The sequence below is a fragment of the Paenibacillus luteus genome, from assembly GCF_006542765.1.
In the GTDB taxonomy this organism is placed as follows: Bacteria; Bacillota; Bacilli; order Paenibacillales; family Paenibacillaceae; genus Pristimantibacillus; species Pristimantibacillus luteus.
This window is the reverse complement of record NZ_SKCD01000072.1, coordinates 1-1219: the sequence shown is the minus strand read 5'-3', so window position 1 is coordinate 1219 and position 1219 is coordinate 1. Positions and strand designations below refer to the sequence as shown.

Sequence of the window (1219 nt, the reverse complement as noted above, 5' to 3'; positions counted from 1 at the left end):
GGTTAAGCTAGTAAGAGCGCACGGAGGATGCCTAGGCACCAGGAGCCGAAGAAGGACGTGGCGAACAACGATACCGCCCCGGGGAGCCGTAAGCAGGCATTGATCCGAGGATTTCCGAATGGGGAAACCCAGCTATCGTAATGGATAGTTACTCTCAACTGAATACATAGGTTGGGTAGAGGCATACCAGGGGAACTGAAACATCTAAGTACCCTGAGGAAGAGAAAACAATAGTGATTCCGTCAGTAGCGGCGAGCGAACGCGGATTAGCCCAAACCAAGGAGCTTGCTTCTTGGGGTTGTAGGACGTCTCACATGGAGTTACAAAGGTGTTTGGTAGGCGAAGAGGTCTGGAAAGGCCCGCCAGAGCAGGTAAAAGCCCTGTAACCGAAAGCAAGCACCCTCCGAGACGGATCCTGAGTACGGCGGGACACGTGAAACCCCGTCGGAATCCGGCAGGACCATCTGCCAAGGCTAAATACTCCCTGGTGACCGATAGTGAAGCAGTACCGTGAGGGAAAGGTGAAAAGCACCGCGGAAGCGGAGTGAAAAAGAACCTGAAACCGTGCGCTTACAAAAAGTCAGAGCCCGTTAAATGGGTGATGGCGTGCCTTTTGTAGAATGAACCGGCGAGTTACGATCACGTGCAAGGTTAAGTCGGGAAGACGGAGCCGTAGCGAAAGCGAGTCTGAATAGGGCGAATAAGTACGTGGTCGTAGACCCGAAACCGTGTGATCTACCCCTGTCCAGGGTGAAGGTGCGGTAACACGCACTGGAGGCCCGAACCCACGCATGTTGAAAAATGCGGGGATGAGGTGGGGGTAGCGGAGAAATTCCAATCGAACTCGGAGATAGCTGGTTCTCCCCGAAATAGCTTTAGGGCTAGCCTCGAGGAATGAGCGTCGTGGAGGTAGAGCACTGATTGGGTGCGGGGCCCGCCAAGGGTTACCAAGTCCAGTCAAACTCCGAATGCCATAGACGTGCTACTCGGGAGTCAGACAGTGAGTGCTAAGATCCATTGTCAAGAGGGAAACAGCCCAGATCATCAGCTAAGGTCCCCAAGTGTGTGTTAAGTGGGAAAGGATGTGGAGTTGCAAAGACAACCAGGATGTTGGCTTAGAAGCAGCCACCATTTAAAGAGTGCGTAATAGCTCACTGGTCGAGTGACTCTGCGCCGAAAATGTAACGGGGCTAAACACACCACCGAAGCTATGACATGT

1 rRNA gene is annotated in these 1219 nt (G+C 53.2%); it reads left to right on the top strand.

Features of this window, described 5'->3' with window-relative positions:
- A 23S ribosomal RNA gene (locus tag E0496_RS31905) occupies window positions 1-1219 on the top strand; the annotation flags it as partial.